At 68.4% G+C, this 16,320-nt stretch carries 19 protein-coding genes; 9 read left to right on the top strand and 10 right to left on the bottom strand.

Annotation, left to right across the window (positions count from 1 at the left end; all coding sequences use genetic code 11):
• Window positions 1-26: 26 nt before the first annotated feature.
• Window positions 27-731 carry an esterase gene (ypfH, locus tag HV793_RS15755; RefSeq protein WP_054453817.1) on the top strand — a complete coding sequence of 235 codons (705 nt, stop codon included), beginning with the start codon at window positions 27-29 and terminating at the stop codon, window positions 729-731.
• Here ypfH and HV793_RS15750 read toward each other — a convergent pair whose 3' ends face one another.
• The 7 genes from HV793_RS15750 to queE form a co-directional block, all read right to left on the bottom strand.
• Window positions 732-2,153, bottom strand: coding sequence for an efflux transporter outer membrane subunit (locus HV793_RS15750; RefSeq protein ID WP_119448975.1), 1,422 nt, complete (start codon window positions 2,151-2,153; stop codon window positions 732-734). It abuts the gene before it with no gap.
• A 51-nt stretch (window positions 2,154-2,204) separates the two neighbouring features.
• Window positions 2,205-3,119 (bottom strand): efflux RND transporter periplasmic adaptor subunit, encoded by a 915-nt coding sequence (locus tag HV793_RS15745; protein WP_175213479.1) that lies wholly within the window; start codon window positions 3,117-3,119, stop codon window positions 2,205-2,207.
• A 2-nt stretch (window positions 3,120-3,121) separates the two neighbouring features.
• Window positions 3,122-3,334, bottom strand: a complete 213-nt coding sequence (locus HV793_RS15740; protein WP_013394149.1) for a DUF1656 domain-containing protein — start codon at window positions 3,332-3,334, stop codon at window positions 3,122-3,124.
• Window positions 3,331-5,382, bottom strand: a complete 2,052-nt coding sequence (locus tag HV793_RS15735) for an FUSC family protein (RefSeq protein WP_119448977.1) — start codon at window positions 5,380-5,382, stop codon at window positions 3,331-3,333. The genes HV793_RS15740 and HV793_RS15735 overlap by 4 nt, the downstream gene beginning before the upstream one ends.
• The gene (locus HV793_RS15730; RefSeq protein ID WP_054453825.1) at window positions 5,379-5,855 is read right to left on the bottom strand and encodes a MarR family winged helix-turn-helix transcriptional regulator; all 477 of its coding nucleotides are present in this window, start codon (window positions 5,853-5,855) and stop codon (window positions 5,379-5,381) included. The genes HV793_RS15735 and HV793_RS15730 overlap by 4 nt, the downstream gene beginning before the upstream one ends.
• 174 nt (window positions 5,856-6,029) lie before the next feature.
• Complete coding sequence (gene queD, locus HV793_RS15725; RefSeq protein ID WP_013394146.1) at window positions 6,030-6,473, bottom strand: 6-carboxytetrahydropterin synthase QueD; 444 nt, start codon at window positions 6,471-6,473, stop codon at window positions 6,030-6,032.
• 28 nt (window positions 6,474-6,501) lie between these two features.
• On the bottom strand, window positions 6,502-7,134 hold the full coding sequence (gene queE, locus HV793_RS15720) for a 7-carboxy-7-deazaguanine synthase (protein ID WP_054453827.1): 633 nt from the start codon (window positions 7,132-7,134) through the stop codon (window positions 6,502-6,504).
• A 93-nt stretch (window positions 7,135-7,227) separates the two neighbouring features.
• On the opposite strand from queE, the gene arfB reads away from it, so the two are divergent.
• Together arfB and HV793_RS15710 are read left to right on the top strand one after the other, a co-directional pair.
• Entirely contained in the window at window positions 7,228-7,644 is a 417-nt protein-coding gene (gene arfB, locus HV793_RS15715; RefSeq protein ID WP_054453829.1) for an alternative ribosome rescue aminoacyl-tRNA hydrolase ArfB, read from the top strand.
• Between the two features lie 2 nt (window positions 7,645-7,646).
• Window positions 7,647-8,330 carry a DUF2238 domain-containing protein gene (locus HV793_RS15710; RefSeq protein ID WP_175213478.1) on the top strand — a complete coding sequence of 228 codons (684 nt, stop codon included), beginning with the start codon at window positions 7,647-7,649 and terminating at the stop codon, window positions 8,328-8,330.
• Here HV793_RS15710 and HV793_RS15705 read toward each other — a convergent pair.
• Window positions 8,302-9,243, bottom strand: coding sequence for a LysR substrate-binding domain-containing protein (locus HV793_RS15705; protein WP_054453832.1), 942 nt, complete (start codon window positions 9,241-9,243; stop codon window positions 8,302-8,304). The two genes, HV793_RS15710 and HV793_RS15705, sit on opposite strands and share 29 nt — an antisense overlap.
• A 125-nt stretch (window positions 9,244-9,368) precedes the next feature.
• Here HV793_RS15705 and HV793_RS15700 point away from each other — a divergent pair, with 125 nt between their 5' ends.
• From HV793_RS15700 to HV793_RS15685, 4 genes are all read left to right on the top strand, one after another.
• A complete protein-coding gene (locus tag HV793_RS15700; RefSeq protein WP_054453834.1) occupies window positions 9,369-10,355 on the top strand; it encodes a Bug family tripartite tricarboxylate transporter substrate binding protein in 987 nt (328 codons plus the stop codon).
• A gap of 27 nt (window positions 10,356-10,382) precedes the next feature.
• Window positions 10,383-11,792: an amidase family protein gene (locus HV793_RS15695; protein ID WP_175213477.1), complete on the top strand. Its 1,410-nt coding sequence runs from the start codon at window positions 10,383-10,385 to the stop codon at window positions 11,790-11,792.
• Window positions 11,793-11,946: 154 nt separating this feature from the next.
• Complete coding sequence (locus HV793_RS15690; RefSeq protein ID WP_054453838.1) at window positions 11,947-12,294, top strand: ArsR/SmtB family transcription factor; 348 nt, start codon at window positions 11,947-11,949, stop codon at window positions 12,292-12,294.
• A 48-nt stretch (window positions 12,295-12,342) separates the two neighbouring features.
• On the top strand, window positions 12,343-13,395 hold the full coding sequence (locus HV793_RS15685) for an alkene reductase (RefSeq protein ID WP_175213476.1): 1,053 nt from the start codon (window positions 12,343-12,345) through the stop codon (window positions 13,393-13,395).
• Window positions 13,396-13,411: 16 nt separating this feature from the next.
• Here HV793_RS15685 and HV793_RS15680 read toward each other — a convergent pair whose 3' ends face one another.
• Window positions 13,412-14,260 carry a CPBP family intramembrane glutamic endopeptidase gene (locus HV793_RS15680; protein WP_370540087.1) on the bottom strand — a complete coding sequence of 283 codons (849 nt, stop codon included), beginning with the start codon at window positions 14,258-14,260 and terminating at the stop codon, window positions 13,412-13,414.
• Window positions 14,261-14,410: 150 nt separating this feature from the next.
• On the opposite strand from HV793_RS15680, the gene HV793_RS15675 reads away from it, so the two are divergent.
• Entirely contained in the window at window positions 14,411-14,785 is a 375-nt protein-coding gene (locus tag HV793_RS15675; protein ID WP_175213475.1) for an MAPEG family protein, read from the top strand.
• A gap of 11 nt (window positions 14,786-14,796) precedes the next feature.
• Window positions 14,797-15,774 (top strand): glycerophosphodiester phosphodiesterase family protein, encoded by a 978-nt coding sequence (locus HV793_RS15670; protein ID WP_175213474.1) that lies wholly within the window; start codon window positions 14,797-14,799, stop codon window positions 15,772-15,774.
• A gap of 6 nt (window positions 15,775-15,780) precedes the next feature.
• On the opposite strand, the gene HV793_RS15665 is transcribed toward HV793_RS15670, so the two are convergent.
• Window positions 15,781-16,215: a carboxypeptidase-like regulatory domain-containing protein gene (locus tag HV793_RS15665; protein WP_054453848.1), complete on the bottom strand. Its 435-nt coding sequence runs from the start codon at window positions 16,213-16,215 to the stop codon at window positions 15,781-15,783.
• Window positions 16,216-16,320: the final 105 nt, after the last annotated feature.

The following is a 16,320-nucleotide window of genomic DNA, read 5'->3' as shown; positions in this document are numbered from 1 at the left end:
GGCCCCAGCCAGCACGGAGCAGTTTCATGGCGTCTTCCACTTCTATCGAATTTCTTCCCAACGCCGGCGTCGACGTGCGCCAGCTGTTCATCTTGCTGCACGGCGTGGGCGGCAGCCCCGACGACATGGAACCGCTGGCAAAAGCCGTGCGCGCGGCGTTCCCGAGCGCGGCGGTGCTGGCGCCCCAGGGGTTCGAGCCCTACGACGGCGGCGGCGACGGCCGGCAGTGGTTCTCGGTACGCGGCGTGACCGAGGAAAACCGCCCGGAACGCGTGGCGCAGGCCTTGCCGCCCCTGGAGACCTATGTGCGCGAGGCGCAGGCCCGTTTCGGCCTGCTGCAGTCGGACACGGCGCTGGCGGGCTTTTCGCAGGGCGCGATCATGGCGCTGGAACTGGTGCAGGCGCACGACGGCATCGCCGGTCGCGTCATCGCGTTCTCGGGCCGCTATGCCCAGATGCCCAAGATCGCGCCGCAGTTCACCACGTTGCACCTGCTGCACGGCGCCGCCGATCCGATCATGAACGTGGAGCTCATCCAGGCCGCCCAGGCGCGCCTGACCGAGCTGCACGGCGACTCGACCATCGACATCGCCACCCAGGTGGGGCACGCGTTGCATCCGGCGCTGATCGAGCGCGCCATCGTGCGCTTGAAGACCTGCGTGCCGCTGCGCAGCTGGGAGGCCGCGCTGGGTCTTAACCAGACGCCGCCCGACGGCACCCCGGTGCATTGATCATTTTTCCCAGCCGCCGCCCAGCGCCAGGAACAGCGCGATCTGGTCGCTGCTGAGGTCGGCCTGCGAGGCGGCCAGCGCGCTTTCATTGCTGGCCAGCGTGCGCTCGGCGTCCAGCACGGTCAGGTAGTCGGTCTTGCCGTACTGGAACAGGCGGCTGGCCTGCGAGGCGGCCTCGGCGCTCTGGTCGCGCGCGGCGCGCAGGGCGGCGTCGCGGTCCAGCTGACGCGCGTAGACCACCAGCGCGCTTTCCGTTTCCCGCAGGGCGTTCAGCACGGTGGCGTCAAAGCGCGCCGCCGCGGCCTTGGTGCTGGCCTGGGCCTCGGCGATGCGGGCCTGCGCGGCGCCAGTGTTGGGGATGGTCCAGGAGATCAGCGGACCGACGCTCCAGCTGAAGGTGCCGCGGTCGCCGAACATGGCGGCCGGACCGCCCGAGGCCGCCGACAAGCCCAGAGAGATCTTCGGATACAGGTCCGCGGTAGCCACGCCGATGCGCGCGGTGGCCGCGGCCAGCGTGCGTTCGGCCTGGCGGATGTCCGGACGGCGGCGCAGCAGTTCGGCGCCGTCGCCCACGGGGATGGTCTCGGTCAGGCGCGGGGCCTGGGCGCATTGCAGCAGCGCGGGCGGGATCTGGCCCGGCGTCTGGCCGGTCAGCGCCGCCAGGCGGTACAGCGCGGTGCGCTGCTGGGCCTGGAATGGCGGCAGGTTGGCCTGCAGCTGTTCAAGCTGGCTGCGGGCGCGGGTCACGTCCAGCGTGGTGCCGCGGCCGGCGCGTTGCAGCCGGTCCACCGCGTCCAGCGATTGCTTCTGCACCTGTACCGAATGCTGGGCGGAGGCCAGCTGCATGCCGGCCGCGCACATATTGGCGTAGGCCCGGGCGGTCTCGGCGGCGACGGTGACGCGGGTGGCGTCATAGGCGGCCTGCGCGGCCTGCTCGTCGCCGCTGGCCGCTTCCACGGCGCGGCGGATCTGGCCGAACAGGTCCAGCTGGTACGACACGCTGGCGCCCATGGAATAGGACCAGCGGTTGGGCGGATCGATGCCGGGCTGCAGTTCCTGCAGGCCGGACACGTGGCCGAAAGTGGGCGAGGCATTGACACCGATGGACGGCTGCTGCTGCGCCTGCGCTTCACGCACGGCGGCCTGGGCCCGTTCCAGGTTGGCGCTGGCCACGCGCAGGTCGGTGTTGGCGGCCAGGGCTTTCTCCACCAGGCCATCCAGCACGGGGTCGTCGTACAGGCGCCACCAGTGGCCAGGCACCGCATCCTGCCGGAACGCCGCCTCGCGCGCCTGCGTGAAGGGCGCCTGCGCGCTCTGCCGCTCGGCCACCGATCCGGGGGGCACCTGGTAGTCCGGGCCCACGGCGGCGCATCCGGCCAGCGCAAGGGCCAGCGTAAGAGGCAGGAGGTATCTGGTGTTCATGGCGGTTACGGCTGTGCGTCGATTAGGGGTAAGGGGTTGAAAAAGTGGTGATCAGGACGGCTGGTGCGCCTCGGTCTGCGAATGGGCAGGGCCGGAATCCACCGATACGGTGGCGGTCTGGCCGGCCACCAGGCGCACGCCTTCAGGCACGTCGTCGATCTTCACGCGCACCGGGATGCGCTGCGCCAGGCGGACCCAGTTGAACGTGGGATTGACGTTGGGCAGCAGGTTGGCGCCGGTGCTGCGGTCGCGGTCGGCAATGCCCATGGCAATGCTTTCGACGTGGCCGCGGATATGGTGCGGGTCGCCCATCAGCGTCACGGTGACGGGATCGCCTTCATGGATGCCGGGCAGCTTGGTTTCCTCGAAGTAGCCTTCGACGTAGAACGAGCCGGAATCCACCAGCGCCATCACGCCGCGGCCCGCGGTGGCGTAGGAGCCGGCGCGCAGGTCCAGGTTGGTGATGCGGCCGTCGTTCACCGCCAGCACCCGGCTGCGTTCCAGGTTCAGGCGCGCGGTGTTGAGCTGCACTTCCGCCTGGGCCAGCGCGGCTTCGGTCTGCTGCAGCTTGGTCTGGCTTTGTTCCAGCGCCTCGGCGGCCACCAGTTGGCCCAGCGAGCGGTTGCGCTTGGCGTCTCGCACCGCCTGGTCGCGCGCCACTTGCGCGGAACGCACCGAGGCCTGGGCCTGGTCGTAGGCCAGCTGGAAGCGTGCGCGGTCGATCTCGAACAGCACGTCGCCGGCCTTCACGTCCTGGTTGTCGTGCACCGGCACGCTGGTCACCAGGCCGGAGACATCCGGCGCGACCTGCACCACGTAGGCCTTGACGCGGCCGTCGCGGGTCCAGGGTTCGACTTCATAGTGCACCCAGAGCTGCCAGCCGGCGTAGGCGGCCGCGGCGACGACGACGGCGGTCACCGCGAACTTGCCGATGGCTGCGGGGCGCAGGGCATTGGGGAGTTTCATGCTTATCTCTGGAGTAAATAGGGGGAAATGAGGGATACGCCGTACAGCAGCACCACGAACAGCGCCAGGTCGAACAGCGCGGGGTGCCACACCAGGCGGTACAGCCCGGCGCGGGCCAGCACGCGGCGCACCGCCCAGGCAACGCCCAGGGTCACCACGCCCAGCACCAGCAGCCAGGGAAAATAGACGCCATAAAGATTGAATTCGCCGATCATGATGCTTGGCCCTCCAGGGTGGGATGGGCGGGTTGGTAGTCGGGCGCGTCGGGGAAGAAGGCGCGGCGCAGGCCCACCAGCGCGACGACTGCCCGGTCGCGGGCCGCGGCGCCCGGGGGCGTGGCCGTCACGCTGGCCAACGCGCGATCGATCTGCGCCAGGAATTCGGGCGTTTTCTCGCCGACCTGCCAGGCCGAGCGCGCGTGGAAGAACTTCGCCAGCCCGTCCAGCACCGGCTGGATGGCCGGTTCGGCCATGGGCAGGTGACGCCGGGCGCGCTGCAGTTCGGTGATGTCGCGGCCCACGCGCAGATCCTTCAGCGCATCGGCGGCGACCAGGTCGTCCGGACGCTGGGCCAGCGCCAGGCGCGGCTGCAGGAGGCCGATGCGGTCCAGCATGCGGGCGGCGTAGGTGTGGCGCGAAGGCGCGCGCGGCGAGCTTGCCAGGGTTTCCAGTTCCTTCCAGTTGGCGGCCTGGATGCGGCGCGCGCTCCAGTCGGCGCTGACGGTGCGGAAGATGGCGGCGATGATGGCCGCGGTGGCCACGCCCATGCACTGCGCGACCTGCGTGTCGATGAAGGACACGATGTCGGCGGTGTTGGTATCCTGCAGCGCCATCGTGCCCAGGAAGCCGAACAGCATCGCCATGGCCTTGCCCGCGGTGGCGGGCCGGGCAATGAAGATGCCCAGCACGAAGGCCGTGGGCAGCATGGCCAGGGCCAGCATCTCGAACGAATGGATGGCGGGCATGATGCCCAGCAGGTACAGCGCCGATAGCGGAATCGAATACACCGTGTAGGTCAGGAACTGCATGATGCCGGGCACTGGATTGTCCTGCGACGCGAAGAAGCAGCTGAAGATGGCGGCCATGAGCGCGGCGGTGGCGCCGTTGCTCCAGGCGGTGCCGATCCAGAAGGCGCAGCAGACCGAAATGGCCACGCCCGCGGCCAGGGCCGACAGCAGCGCCATGCCGCGGTCGCGGTGCAGCGCGGCGTTGGGCGCGGGTTTGGAGCGCGGGGCGCGCAGCGGCGCGCCGGCCAGGCCCGCGCGGATCTCGCGGCGCAGCGCCAGGCATTCGTCATAGGTGTCGACCAGCTCGCGCAGCCGCGTCATCAGGCTGGCCAGCAGCACGTCGCGCCAGTTGGAGCGGCTGTCGATTTCAGGCGTGAGGCGTGTGGCGGCGGCGCGCAGCTGCACCGCGGTCTCGTGGGTGGCCTGCGCGCCGGCGTTGATCCATTCGGAGATGTCGGCGAGCAGGGCCGTGACGGGCTCCGGCAGCGGCTGGCCGCCGGCCTGCAGGGCGCGCATGCGGTCTTCCACGGCGGACACGGTGGGCGTCAGTGCTGCGATCTGGTCCTGCATGGCGCGCACCGCGCCCGAGGTCCAGCGCAGGTTGCTGGTGTCGAACGGCACGTGGGTGGACATCAGGCGCAGCTGCGTGATGTCGTTGGCCAGTACGCGGCGGTCGCGGTCCTTCTGCTCGGTGGCCTGGCCGCTGAGCGTGTCGTGCATCCAGTTGCGGGCGTCGCGCACGGCCTTGTCCAGCATCAGCGTCAGGGCAGGGGCCAGGCCGCGCGGCAGCACGATGCTGTGGATCAGCGTGGCGCAGACGATGCCCAGGCTGATTTCCTCGACGCGGGCGAGCGCGGTGTCGAACACCTGGGCGGGGGCCGTCACGCTGGGAAAGCCGATCATCGCGGCGGTATAGCCCGCCAGCATGAAGAGGTACGAACGCGGGGTGCGGTCCAGCACCGACAGGTACAGGCAGGCGCCCACCCACAGCACCATGGCGGCAGTCATGACCACCGGGGAATTCGACAGCCGCGGCACCAGGTAGACGGTGGCCGCCGAACCGAAGAAGGTGCCGGCCAGGCGGTACAGCGCCTTGGAGCGCACCGCGCCCGACCAGGGTTGGGCCACGACATAGGCCGTGGTCATGGCCCAGAACGGACGCGGCAATCCCATGCTGTAGGCCAGGTAGAGCGCCATGATGGCGCTCAGGTAGCTCTTGAGCGAGAAGATGGCTTCGCGGACGTTGGGGAGTTTCACGCTTGTTCGTCCTGTGGCTGGGTGCCGGCGCCGCCGCGGCCCAGGGTGACTTTCAGGCTGTCGAAGACCCGCAGGCAGGCTTGCAGGTCGGCTTCGCTTACGTCCCGGAACAGGTGGCGGCGCAGGTCGACCAGGACGTCCTCGACCTTGGCGCGCAGCGCCTGCCCGGCGTCGGTCAGGTGCAGGGTCCTGGCGCGGCGGTCGTGCGGGTCTTCGCGGCGTTCCATCAGGCCGGCGGCGACCAGGTGATCCAGCACGCGCACCAGCGAGGGGCCTTCCACGCCCAGCGCCTCGGCCAGCGCGCCCTGGCGTACGCCGTCTCCCAGGCGGCCGGCCAGGATCACGGGCCAGGCGGTGGCCTGGGAGAGGCCGTAATCGGCCAGGGCCTTGTCGGCGGCGCCGCGATAGGCGCGCGACAGGACCATCAGGGCGGAGGTGGTGGCCATGAGCTGGGAGTCGGTGGGCGTGTTCATGGAATAGATTGTATCCTATCTATTAGCTTACTAATAATTGAAAATGGCGATTATCTCCATGGATTTTCTCAATCGGGAAAATAGGGGGCGGGTTTTCCGTCTATCGAAAACCGGCAGCCAGGGGGACGTGTCGCGGCAAGGACGGGCGCGGCAGCGGCGGCCGCGCCCCGGCGTTCAGCCGTTGCAGTCCGCCCAGCAGTTGGGCGTTTCGTACAGGCGCACGCGGGTCAGGCGCAGTTCGGCGCCATAGTGGCCGTGATAGTGCGGCGCCAGGGTCTGGAAGACGATGGCGGCCAGGTTTTCGGCCGTGGGGATGCGGTCCAGCACCACGGTCTTGTGGCCGGGCAGGCTGTCCAGGAAGCCGCGCACGGCGGCGTCGCCTTCATAGACCAGAAAGGCATGGTCCCAGACGTCCACGATGTGGGTCTTGGCGATGTGCTTGATCTCGGAGAAATCCATCAGCATGCCGTTGTCGGACTCGCCGGGCGCCTGCACCACGTCGCCGGTCAGGGTGATTTCCAGCACATAGCGGTGGCCATGCAGGTTGCGGCACTGGCTGCGGTGGTCGGGAATGCGGTGGCCGGCGTCGAATTCCAGCCTGCGGGTCACGGAAATCATGGCGCGCTCCGCAGGGGGCTAGGGTGAATCATGGAATGCCTATGTATTTGTGGGTCTGCAGGCTGAGCCGCCATTGCGGATGCTGCATACAGTACTGGACGGCCTGTTCGGTATTGGCCGCGCGCGCGGGGCCGTCCATGGGTTGCAGGAAGAAGTGCTCGAAGTCCAGGTGCGCGAAGGCTTCGGGCTGCGCATTGGCCTGCGGATAGACCAGCTTGAGCTCGTCGCCGCGTTCCAGCACCACGGGCGCCGTGCCCTTGGGGCTGACGCAGATCCAGTCGATGCCGGCGGGCGGCTTGATGGTGCCGTTGGTTTCGATGGCCACCGTGAAGCCGCGCGCGTGCACCGCGGTCAAGAGCGGCGCGTCCAGCTGCAGCAGCGGTTCGCCGCCAGTGAAGACCACGTAGCGGTCATTGGCGCCCGGGCCCCAGGCCGCGGCGATGGCGTCGGCCAGCAGTTCGGGCGTGGCGAACTTGCCGCCGCCGTCGCCGTCGGTGCCGATGAAGTCGGTGTCGCAGAAGGTGCAGGCGGCGCTGGCGCGGTCGCTTTCGCGGCCGGTCCAGAGGTTGCAGCCGGCAAAGCGGCAGAAGACCGCCGCGCGGCCTGCGTGGGCGCCTTCGCCCTGCAGCGTCTTGAAGATTTCTTTGGCGGAGTAAGTCATGGTGGTGCCGGCGGCCGGATAAGGCCGGACCCCGGATAAATCAGGCAAAAGCGCATTATTTTACTTTGCGCGGCGCATCTATACTTGCGGGCTATGTTTCACGTCCAAGATTCCATCTATCTGGATGAACGCGACCTGGCGTTCACCATGATCCGCGCCCAGGGCGCGGGCGGCCAGAACGTCAACAAGGTGTCCAGCGCCGTGCACCTGCGTTTCGACGTGCGCGCCTCCAGCCTGCCCGAAGAAATCAAGGAAGCGCTGTGCGCGCTGAGCGACCACCGCGTCTCCAAGGACGGGGTCATCGTCATCAAGTCGCAGGCGTTCCGCAGCCAGGAAAAGAACCGCGCCGAAGCCATCGAACGCCTGATCGCCATGGTGCGCGCAGCGGCGCGCACCGACAAACCGCGCCGTCCGACCAAGCCCACCCGCGCCTCGCAACGCCGCCGTGTGCAACGCAAGGTGCTGCATGGCGAAGTCAAACGCCTGCGCGGCCGGGTCCAGGGAGACTGACCATGGCCGACGCGCGCCGGCGCTACCTGTACACGCTGGGCGCGCTGTTCGCCGTGATATGGACGGCGCTGGCAATTGCGCCGCATGACCGCGCCGACTGGGCGCTGGAGAACGCGCTGGTGCTGGCCTTCGGCGCGGCGCTGCTCTTTACGCGGCGCTGGTTCGTGTTTTCGCGCACCTCGTACACGCTGATCTTTCTTTACCTGTGCCTGCATGCCGTCGGCGCGCACTACACCTATTCGCTGGTGCCTTACGACGACTGGTGGCGGGCGCTGACGGGACACAGTTTCAACAGCATGGTCGGCTGGGAGCGCAACAATTTCGACCGCATGGTGCATTTTTCCTACGGCCTGCTGCTGGCGTATCCCATCCGCGAGATCTTCCTGCGCGTGGTCGAGGTGCGCGGCTTCTGGGCGTACTTCCTGCCCATGGACGTCACGCTGTCGACCTCGGCGCTCTACGAACTGCTGGAGTGGGGCGCTGCCGCCACCGTGGGCGGCGACCTGGGCGCGGCCTATCTGGGCACGCAGGGCGATATCTGGGACGCACAGAAGGACATGGCGCTGGCGGCCGGGGGCGCCGTCATCGCGATGGCCATCACCGCCCTGGTCAACCGCCGCGCCCGCCGCGACCTGGCGCGCGACTGGGCCGACAGCCTCAAGCCGCGCCGCCAGCCTGGCGTGTAGCCACGGCACCCGCCTGGGCTAGCCGCTGGATGCGTCGGCGGAACAGGTCCGCCATGGTGGACGCCGCCAGCGACAGGGGCGTTCCCCGCAGCGTCATGATGCCTATGCTGGCGACCGGCATGGGCGCTTCGGTGCGGATCTGGCTGGCTTCGGCGCCGTAAGGCGGGATCTCTAGCATGCCCGCCGGGCAGACGATCAACGCGTCGCTGCGGACCATCAGGTTCCACATCACGCCGAACGTATCGCAGTCGATGACGCGTTCGGGCGGCTGCAGGCCGTTTGCGCGCAGGCCTTGCAGAAAGGCGTCGGTGTGGCTGCCACCCGAGGTGTTGAGCAGCCATTCGCAGCCCGCGATGTCTTGCCACCGCGTGGCGCCCGCCAGCGGATGTCCGCGGCGGCAGGCGACCATGAATTCCAGCGGCCGCAGTTCCTCGAAATCGAACTCCTGCCCGCCATGGTTGTCCGCCATGCCGGACGCCAACGCGAAATCCAGCGAGCCGTTGCGCAAAGCCGGCAGGACGGCGGCCAGCAGGCCTTCCGAAACCTTGAGCTTGGCCGCGGGCATGCTCTGCCTGAAATCGTTCAGCACGTCAGGCAGCACGCTCAGCATCACCATGGGCGTCACGCCCACTGCCACCCGCGCCTGCGCACCGCTGAGCAGTTGGCGGATGTCCTGGCGCGCCAGGGACAACTGGGCCTGGGCAAGCTGCGCCCGCACCGTCAGGTGTTCGCCGCATTCGGTGACCTCTATGCCCTGGGGGCTGCGCGTGAGCAGCGGCGCTTCGAGCTCCGTTTCCAGTTCCTTGATGGCCTTGGTCACCGCCGCCTGGCTCAAGTGCAGGCTGCGCGCCGCGGCGCGGATGCTGCGTAACTCGGCGACCTTCAGCCAGGCCCGGAGATGGTGGTCTTTCATGTGCCTCTCGATAGCGACAACCTGTAGTTGTCACCTTAACAAAGAAATAGCCTTATGCGCAGCGCGGGCGATCTCTAAGCTTCACGACGACAAGACCATGCAGTCCCGTACTTCAGGAGCAAGCCATGCAGATCTTTCCCCGTCGTGTAGGTCAGGCCATTTCATTGTGTTTTGCCTTGCTGGGAGCGGCAGGCGCCGGCGCGGCGCAGGCTGATTGGCCCCAACGGCCAGTCAAGCTCATCGTGCCGTATGTGGCGGGGTCCGGTCCCGACGTGGTGCTACGCCCGATCGCGGACGCCCTGGGGCGCGAACTCGGCCAACCGGTGATCGTCGACAACCGGGGAGGGGCGGGCGGTATTGTCGGCACGCAGGCGCTGGCCGCGGCGGCGCCGGACGGCTACACGATAGGCTTCGGCAACCTGGTCACGCTGGCAATCAACAAGAGCATGTACTCGAAGCTGCCTTACGACCCGCAACGCAGCCTTGCGCCCATCAGCCTGGCCATCAGCAATGCCCTGGTGCTGATCGCCCGCAACGACTTCCCGGCAAGCGATGTGCAGGGCCTGGTCAGCTATGCCAGGCAGCATCCGGGCAAGGTCAGCGTCGGCTCGTTGGGGGTGGGATCGAGCGCCCATCTGGCCGGGGAAATGCTCAAGAGCGAGACGGGCACGACCATGCTGCACGTCCCATACAAGAGCGGCCAGCAGGCGGTGGGCGACATCGTGGGCGGGCAGCTCGACGTGATGATCGACAACGTCGCGGGCGTGCTGCCCTTCATCCGCTCCGGACAGGTAAAGGTGCTGGGGGCGACCAGCCTCACGCGCGTGCCTGTCCTCTCGGACGTGCCCACCCTCGACGAATCCGGCTTGAAGGGATTTGAGGTGGTGTCCTGGGGCGGCATCGTCGCGCCCGCCGGTACGCCCAAGCCCATCATCGACAAGCTCAATCGCGCCATCGCCAAGGCGCTGCAGGACCCCGCGGTGCTCAAGCTCAACGAAACGCTGTCCGTCGATGCGACGCCGTCCACGCCCGAACAGTTCGCCAGCCTCATCGCCAGCGAGATCCCGCGGTGGGGCGAGATGGTCAAGCGCTCCGGCGCGTCGGCCGACTGACTGCGTTCAACCCCACAGGGAGCCATCATGACGAACGAACTCTGGCGCTGGAGCGCCGTCGATCTGGCCCAGGCCATCCGCCAGCGGGAAGTTTCCAGCCGGGAGGCCGTGCAGAGCTGCCTGCAGCGGGCGGAACAGCTAAATCCGGTCTTCAATCCGCTTACCGAGATCTGCGCCGACCAGGCACTGAAGGCGGCCGATGCCGCCGACGCCGCGGTGCGCGGGGGCGCGCCGCTGGGCCTCCTGCACGGCGTGCCGGTCACCATCAAGGCCAACGCCGATCTGGCAGGGTCGGCCACGACCAATGGCGTCGTCGCGTACCGGGACCTCATTGCCAGCGAGAACAATCCCGCCGTCGACAACTGGCTCAAGGCCGGCGCGGTCGTGATCGGCCGCAGCAACGTTCCGGCATTCTCCTGGCGCTGGTTTTCGGACAACGACCTGCATGGCCGCACCGTCAACCCGTTCGACGCCGCGCGCACGCCGGGCGGCTCCAGCGGCGGCGCGTCCGTCGCCGCCGCCCTGGGCATGGGGCCGCTGGCGCACGGCAGCGACCAGGGTGGATCGATCCGGTATCCGGCCTATGCCTGCGGCGTGGCGGGGCTGCGGCCCTCGCAAGGCCGGGTGCCGGCCTACAACGCCAGCCAGAAATCGGAGCGTCCGGTGGCTTCCCAACTGGCCGCGACCCAGGGCCCCTTGGCGCGGAACATTGCCGACCTGAGACTGGGGCTGGAGGCCATGTCGGCGGGCGATTCCCGCGATCCGTGGTGGGTGCCCGCGCCGCTGGACCTGCGCCGGCCTGGAGATAGCCGGCGGGTGGCGCTGTTCTGCGGCACCTCGGCCCTGAAATCCGATCCCGCTGTGCTGGATGCCTTGCTGCGCGCCGCAAAGTACCTGGAAGACGCGGGCTACATCGTCGAAACAGCAACGCCGCCCAGGTTCGAGGAAGCGGCCGAGCTATGGCGCAGCGTGCTGATGAACGAAGCGTCCGGCTCCATGGGCCGCGAAATCGAGCGTGCAGGCGACGCGGCGATACAGCGCGCCTACCGCAGCATGCTTGCGCACACCTCGCCGCTGGACAAGGACGGCTTTATCCAGGCGCTGGCGCTGCGCACCACGATACTGCGGGAGTGGGGCGCATTCTTCGACCGCTATCCCGTCCTGCTCATGCCGGTGTCGTTCGAGCGTCCATTCCCGATCGACCAGGACCAGCAAGGCGACGCGGCCATGGGCGACATACTGCGCGCGCAGAGCCCGCTGGTCTCGACCGCGATACTGGGCTTGCCTGGCCTGTCGGTCCCTGTCGGCCTGGCGGACGGTGTGCCGATGGGTGTCCATCTGGTGGCGGGGCGGTTCCGCGAAGACCTGTGCCTGGCCGCGGGCGAAGCCATCGAGGCGCGGGCGGGGTGGTCGGTGCTGGATAGGCTCGTGGCCTGAGCGGCGCGGAAGGAAGGGGAAGGGCGGCTATGGAGGCATCCGTGGCGGATGGCCGGGCGCGGATGCCGGGGCCATAAAGCCCTGTCCGCCGCAGGGGCATGACTATATATCGAATACTTCCGATATAAGATTCGATAAATTGCGATACTTCAATATGACGGTCTCCACTTCCAGCTCCGACCCAGCCGCCTCGTTACCGGCCATTGACGCCGACGCCATCCTCAAGGCGTTGGCCAATCCGGTGCGGCGCGACATCCTTGCCTGGCTGAAGACGCCGCACGCGTACTTCGAGGAACGCCCGGGCCATACTTTCGAGCATGGCGTATGCGCGGGCCACATCGACGAACGCTGCGGACTGTCCCAGTCCACCGTGTCCTCGCACCTGGCCGTTCTGCAGCGCGCGGGCCTGATCTCGGCGACCAAGGTGGGGCAGTGGATTTTCTACCGTCGCAACGAAGCCGCCATTGCCGCGTTCCTGCGGCAATTGAACCAGGATATGTAGCCCTGCTACGCCGCCAGCGGCCCCTGATCCGGGGCCAAGGATTTACGCATGAGCCAACTTTTCGAACCCCTGCGCGCAGGCGATCTGACGCTGCGCAACCGTATCGTCATGGCGCCTTTGACGCGCATGCACGCCAGTCCGGGCCGCGTGCCCAACGACCTGATGGTCGAGTACTACACCCAGCGCGCCGGCGCCGGCATGATCCTGACAGAAGCCACGGCCGTCACCCCGCAAGGCGTGGGCTATGCCGATACGCCGGGCCTGTGGACCCCAGAACAGGTCCAGGGCTGGCACAAGGTCACGTCCGCGGTGCACCGGGCCGGCGGCCTGATCGTGGCGCAGCTCTGGCACGTGGGCCGGATCTCCGACCCCATGTTCCTGGATGGCGAACTGCCGGTGGCGCCCAGCGCCATTGCCGCCCGCGGCCACGTCAGCCACGTGCGTCCGGAGCGCGCCTACGTCACGCCACGCGCGCTGGAAACGGCCGAGATTCCGGGCGTGGTCGAGGCCTACCGCCACGGCGCGAAGATGGCCATGGAGGCCGGTTTCGACGGCGTGGAAGTGCATGCCGCCAACGGCTATCTGCTGGACCAGTTCCTGCAGGACAGCACCAACCATCGCACTGACGCCTATGGCGGCTCGCTGGAGAACCGCGCGCGGCTGCTGCTGGAAGCTGTGGATGCCTGTATATCGGTGTGGGGCGCGGGCCGCGTGGGCGTGCATCTGTCGCCGCGCGGGGAAATCCACACCATGGGCGATTCCAACCCGGCCGCCACCTTCGGCTATGTGGCGCGTGAACTGGGCAAGCGCGGCATCGCCTTCCTGTGCGTGCGCGAATACGAAGCCGCCGACAGCCTGGGCCCGATGCTCAAGGCCGAATTCGGCGGCACGTACATCGCCAACGAAGGATTCGGCCGCGAGTCCGCCGAGGCCGCCATTGCCGCGGGCCGCGCCGATGCCGTGGCTTTTGGCGTGCAGTACATCGCCAATCCGGACCTGGCGCGCCGCTTCGAACTCAAGGCGCCGCTGAACCGGCCCAACCCGGCCACGTTCTATGCGCCGGGCCCGGGCGGCTACACCGACTATCCGGCCCTGGCCTGACCGGCGGGTCCGGCATTCAGAACACGGCGCGCATCGGATAGGTGAACAAGCCGAAGTGCGCCGCGTTCAGGCCCAGGTGCGCCAGCACCGCAGCGGCCAAGCCGCCGTATTTGTAGGCCAGCCCGTAGGCCGCGCCCGCCAGGCTGGCCAGCAGCATCCATTGCCAGCCGCCTGCGTAATGCGCCAGGCCGAACAGCACGGCCGCGATGATCAACGCCGCCCACGACCCCCAGGCGCGGCCGCGCCACAAGTCCGTCAGCCGCTGTTGCAGATAACCGCGGAACAGCGCCTCCTCGGCCAAGGTCACCAGCAAGGCGTTGTTGATCAGCCAGATCCAGCCCGATTGCGGCCACTTGGGCGCCCAGCCGACCACGCCCAGCGCCAGCGCGCAGCCCAGGCAGATGGCGACGGCGCCCGCGCAAGCCAGGAACGCGGACGACAGCGTGGCGCGCGGAGTCAGTCCCGCCATCGGCGGCGTCAGCGCCAGCACGACCCAGAACGCCACCAGCGGCTTGTCCAGGTTCAGGTACATGCCGAAAGGCACGGCGTCCGGACTCAGTGGCGCTGGCGCGATGACCTGCGGGTTGTGAAAGCCCGGCAGCAGGTGCAGGAACAGCAGCGCGGCCAGCGCGATGAAGAGCGCATGGCCGGCGGTGCGCGCCAGCGCGCCCGATGCGGGCCGGACCAGCACGGCGGCCAGGATCAGCAACGCAGGCGAGGCCAGCGCCACGGCGTCTATCGTGCCATCGCTCCAGGCCCAGGCGTAGGCGGCGGCGAGCGGCGCCAGCGCCCAGCGGCGGGTGGCGGGTGGCCACAACATGGCGGCGGCGATGAACAGTGCGGACCAGGGGCTTAGCGCGGACACGGGCGTGGACGGGCGTTGAAAGGGCTGAGTGTAAACGCGCGGCTCTTTGCGGGCCGCACGGCATGCGCGCCGGACCGCTGAGCGCGTGTGCTGACGCCGCGCCGCGAACCCAGGTATCCTGGCGCCTGCCGGATACCTGGGAGCCAGACTATGAAGATGATCGCGTGGTTGATGTTGGCGGCGGCAGTGCTGCCTTTCGTGTCGGCCATCGTCGCCAAGGCGGGCGGAAAGAAGTTCGACAACAATGATCCGCGCGCCTGGCTGGCACGCCAGGAAGGTTGGCGCGCGCGTGCCAATTCGGCGCAGACCAATACCTTTGAATCGCTGCCGTTCTTCTACGCGGCGGTGCTGTTCGCGCTGTATACCCAGGCGCCGCCCGCGCACGTGGCCACGCTGATGGCCTGCTGGCTGGGCGTGCGGCTGGGCTATCTGGCCATGTACCTGGCGGGCTGGGGCGCGCTGCGTTCGCTGGTGTGGGCCATCAGCGTGGGCTTCATCATCGCGATCCTGTTCGCGGGTGTCTGACGGACGGCGCCATGCGCAAGCGGCGTGTCGCGGCACTGGCGGCCATCGCGCTGCTAGGCTTCATCTACATCAACAACGCTGACTGGGCGGCGCCCGATCCCGGTGCGCGGGTGACGCTGCTCGCGCATCGCGGCATCGCGCAACGCTACGACGCGGCGGGCCTGGAGCGGGACACCTGCACCGCGACCCGCATCGTCGAACCCACCCACGGCTATCTGGAAAACACCATCGCGTCCATGCGCGCGAGCTTCGAGGCCGGCGCGGACATCGTCGAGATCGACGTCCATCCCACTACCGATGGCCAGTTCGCCGTGTTCCACGACTGGACGGTCGATTGCCGCACCGAGGGCCGCGGCGCGACGCGCGAACACACGATGGCCGAACTCAAGGCGCTGGACATCGGCTACGGCTATACCGCCGATGGCGGCAAGACCTTTCCGTTCCGCGGGCGCGGCGTGGGCCTGATGCCGACGCTGTCCGAAGTGCTGGGGGCGTTTCCGCGCCAGCGCTTTCTCATCAACGTCAAGAGCCGCGATGCGGAGGAGGGCGCGGCGTTGGCGGCGGTGCTCAACGGCATGCCGCCGGCCAGGCGGGCAGACTTCATGGTGTATGGGGGCGAGGAGCCGGTAGGCCGGTTGCGCCAGTTGGCGCCGGGCGTGCGCACGCTGACGCGCTCGGACCTGAAGTCCTGCCTGTTGCGCTATGCGGCCGCGGGCTGGACCGGCCACGTTCCGCAGGTCTGCCGCGGCATGGCGCTGACGGTGCCGGTGAACGTCGCGCCCTGGTTGTGGGGCTGGCCCGGCCGCTTCCTGGACCGCATGGAGACGGCGGGCAGCAGCGTGTTCCTGCTCGGTCCTTACGCCGGCGAGGGCCATTCCACGGGCATCGACACCCCCGAGGACATACGCCGCGTGCCGGCGGGATACGCGGGCGGGATCTGGACCAACGAAATCGAAGCCGTGGCGCGCGCTTTCAAGCGCGGGCCATGAAAGCCGCTACTTCCATTCGAACACGGCGCGCGCGGTGCCAGAGTTCTGCACCGAGACTTCGCGCTGTTGGGCCTGGCCGTTGTAGGTCGCTGAAATCCTGTAGTTGCCGGCCGGCAGCTTGACCAGCATGTACGGGCCTTCGGCAGTGGTTTGCAGCACGGACTTGCCCTGCGCATCGCTGATGGTGACGGCGACATTGGCGACGTAGTCTGCCTGGCCGCCGCGTTGCGCCGCGAACGTCAGTGCCAGCGGATAGTCCTTGGCTGCGGCCTTCATGGCTTCGGATTCGTCCAGGCCGATGCCGCCGCTGACGTATTGCACCGAACCCTGCTGCTGCACTGCCGGCATGCCTGCCTGGGCGGTGGACAGGACGCCGGCAAAGGCCATGCTGCCCAGCGCCATCGCGGCGGCCATGGTGCAGCGTTCTAAACGCTTGTTCATGAGACTCTCCTGGATAGGACGATCTGCGCGGTGTCGTGCGCGCATGAACATTTCGACCCGCATGCCGGCGCGGAGTTCGCACCCGCGGGTCTCCGATATCAACCG

The organism is Achromobacter aegrifaciens (genome assembly GCF_902859965.1).
GTDB lineage: Bacteria > Pseudomonadota > Gammaproteobacteria > Burkholderiales > Burkholderiaceae_B > Achromobacter > Achromobacter aegrifaciens.
Note: the sequence above shows the minus strand (reverse complement) of the source record. Positions and strands in the feature narration are given on the sequence as shown.

Bases quoted from the DNA above. Each gene is read 5' to 3' on its own strand.
- ypfH (WP_054453817.1), top strand. From the start codon at position 27: ATGGCGTCTTCCACTTCTATCGAATTTCTTCCCAACGCCGGCGTCGAC.
- HV793_RS15750 (WP_119448975.1), bottom strand. From the start codon at position 2,153: ATGAACACCAGATACCTCCTGCCTCTTACGCTGGCCCTTGCGCTGGCC.
- HV793_RS15745 (WP_175213479.1), bottom strand. From the start codon at position 3,119: ATGAAACTCCCCAATGCCCTGCGCCCCGCAGCCATCGGCAAGTTCGCG.
- HV793_RS15740 (WP_013394149.1), bottom strand. From the start codon at position 3,334: ATGATCGGCGAATTCAATCTTTATGGCGTCTATTTTCCCTGGCTGCTG.
- HV793_RS15730 (WP_054453825.1), bottom strand. From the start codon at position 5,855: ATGAACACGCCCACCGACTCCCAGCTCATGGCCACCACCTCCGCCCTG.
- queD (WP_013394146.1), bottom strand. From the start codon at position 6,473: ATGATTTCCGTGACCCGCAGGCTGGAATTCGACGCCGGCCACCGCATT.
- queE (WP_054453827.1), bottom strand. From the start codon at position 7,134: ATGACTTACTCCGCCAAAGAAATCTTCAAGACGCTGCAGGGCGAAGGC.
- arfB (WP_054453829.1), top strand. From the start codon at position 7,228: ATGTTTCACGTCCAAGATTCCATCTATCTGGATGAACGCGACCTGGCG.
- HV793_RS15710 (WP_175213478.1), top strand. From the start codon at position 7,647: ATGGCCGACGCGCGCCGGCGCTACCTGTACACGCTGGGCGCGCTGTTC.
- HV793_RS15705 (WP_054453832.1), bottom strand. From the start codon at position 9,243: ATGAAAGACCACCATCTCCGGGCCTGGCTGAAGGTCGCCGAGTTACGC.
- HV793_RS15700 (WP_054453834.1), top strand. From the start codon at position 9,369: ATGCAGATCTTTCCCCGTCGTGTAGGTCAGGCCATTTCATTGTGTTTT.
- HV793_RS15695 (WP_175213477.1), top strand. From the start codon at position 10,383: ATGACGAACGAACTCTGGCGCTGGAGCGCCGTCGATCTGGCCCAGGCC.
- HV793_RS15690 (WP_054453838.1), top strand. From the start codon at position 11,947: ATGACGGTCTCCACTTCCAGCTCCGACCCAGCCGCCTCGTTACCGGCC.
- HV793_RS15685 (WP_175213476.1), top strand. From the start codon at position 12,343: ATGAGCCAACTTTTCGAACCCCTGCGCGCAGGCGATCTGACGCTGCGC.
- HV793_RS15675 (WP_175213475.1), top strand. From the start codon at position 14,411: ATGAAGATGATCGCGTGGTTGATGTTGGCGGCGGCAGTGCTGCCTTTC.
- HV793_RS15670 (WP_175213474.1), top strand. From the start codon at position 14,797: ATGCGCAAGCGGCGTGTCGCGGCACTGGCGGCCATCGCGCTGCTAGGC.
- HV793_RS15665 (WP_054453848.1), bottom strand. From the start codon at position 16,215: ATGAACAAGCGTTTAGAACGCTGCACCATGGCCGCCGCGATGGCGCTG.